The sequence below is a fragment of the Microbacterium paludicola genome, from assembly GCF_015235415.1.
GTDB classification, from domain to species: Bacteria; Actinomycetota; Actinomycetes; order Actinomycetales; family Microbacteriaceae; genus Microbacterium; species Microbacterium paludicola.
Genome location: NZ_JADGLL010000086.1, coordinates 1 through 1974, shown reverse-complemented (window position 1 = coordinate 1974; position 1974 = coordinate 1). Strand labels below are relative to the sequence as shown.

Annotated in this window: 1 protein-coding gene; it reads right to left on the bottom strand. The window is 72.2% G+C overall.

The features are described 5' to 3' along the window. Positions 1 to 57 precede the first annotated feature (57 nt). Positions 58 to 1974 (bottom strand): hypothetical protein (locus tag IR155_RS15605; RefSeq protein WP_167760830.1); only part of this gene is annotated, 1917 nt, incomplete at its 5' end.

Genomic DNA, 1974 nt, shown 5'->3' with positions numbered 1-1974 from the left:
CGGTCGGGGGCACCATGCCGCCAGTCTAGGTGGGCGAGCCGACAGGTCCCGGCGCGCTCACTCCGCGGGCGCCGGCTCGATGAACACGGGGCTCGAGGTCAGCTCGACCGACACCTTGCCGTCGCGGGGGCTGACCGTGGAGACGCGGCCCCACGCGTCGGTCACCTGCACGTCGCCCTCGGCCTCGTACTCGACCGTGCGATTCCCGTTCGCCACCCACGCGACGCGCACCTCGTCGCCGTCCTCGCCGAAGCGCACCGAGCGCACGCCCTCGATGCCGTCCGAGCGCACGGGCTCGCGACCCGCGATCTTCGAGGCGAGCAGCGCCTGGCTGAACGCGGCGGGCTTGGGCGGCAGGGCCTGCAGTCCCTCGCGGCGCGGGTCGAACAGGCCGAAGTTGGCCTCGTGCGCGTCGCCCTGCTTGTTCACCTGCGCCGGATCGCTGATCAGGTCGTACCAGAAGTACTTGTCGCCGCCCGCGGCGAGCGCCATCACCTCGGCGCGGATCAGCCGGTTGGCCTGCGTGTCGAGCGAGACCGGCGCCGTGCGTCCGCCCGTCGTCCAGCCGAGCTCCGTGATCCACACGGGCTGCTCTTCGCCGTTGGCCTTCATCGAGTCGATGGAGCGCCCCACGACGCGGGCGGCGCCGTCCGGATCGCCGTAGATGTCGTACGGGTGGAAGCTCGTGACGTCGCTGTGCTTCAGGCCGCCGATCTGCCACAGCGAGTTCAGGAAGCCCTCGTCGTAGTTGGCCGTGGCGCCCGCGACGACCGCGATGTCGGGATCGACGCCCTTGACGTTCTTCTCCACGGCCTGCAGCAGCGGCAGGTAGCAGTCGGCCGTGCGGCATCCCTTGTTGAAGGGCTCGTGGTTGAACTCGTTCCACACCTCGATGCCGATCACGTCGAACCGCTCGGCGATCGCGCGGGCGAAGCGGCCGAACGCGTCGATGCCCTGCTGCGACGTGGGCGGGGTCTTCAGCTTCTGCCACTCGGCCTGGCCGCCCGTGCCGGTGTAGAGCAGGTTGCCGCTGTCGATCACGCCCAGCAGGTCGACGCCCTGCGCCTTGAGCTTGCCGAGCTCGTCGATGTAGGTCTGCGTCCACTGGTAGCTGCCCGGCGAGGGCTCGTTCTGCGACCACTTGATGTCGTTGCGGGCGGCCGACAGGCCCAGCGACGCGGCGGCCTCGCCGCCGTCGCGGTAGGCGTCGCGCTCGAGGTGGGTCGCCGCTCCCAGGCGGTCGGACTGCGGGATGCGGCTGCCGGCGTAGTCGAGCACGACCGCGGGCGCGCTGACCTCCCGGCCCGACGCGTCCGTCACGGTGATCGTGTAGTACCCCTGCGACACGCCCTCGAGCGGGATGGCGGAGACGCCGTCGCGCAGCTGCGCGGTGCCGTCGACGACCGATCCGTCCTCGTAGCGGCGGGCGCTCCAGCGGGCCTCGCCCGCCGCGAGGTTGACACCCAGCGCCGCGCTGTCCTGCCGCAGCACGAGCGAGTCGTTCAGGATCGCGCCGGATGCGTCGACCGCCTCGAACGACGGGTTGGGCACGAGGTTGTCGCCGCCGGCGGCCGCGACCGTGACGTCGTCGACGCCCAGTCCCTCGACCGGGCCGTCGAGCACGATGCGCACCTCGGCCTCGGTCTGGTCGTCGGCGGCCGTGAACTCGCCCTCGACGGTCTGCCAGTCGGCGTTGAGGTCGGGGATCTCCGCCTCGACCCCGGAGGCGTCGAAGCGGATCGGCAGGCTCCGGGGGGTCTCGGACAGCGCGCGCACCCGGGCGGAGAACGTGTAGGTCTCCCCCGCCTCGACCGGCACCCTGGTGCGCAGCGCGACGACGGGCTTCTCGACGACGGGCGCGTCGATGAACGCCGCGATCTCGCCGTCGGCCGCGGCCCCCACCTGCGGCAGCACGTCGGCCACGACGGTCTCGGGCGCGCGCTCCCAGTCGCGGATCCCGGCGTCGACCACGGC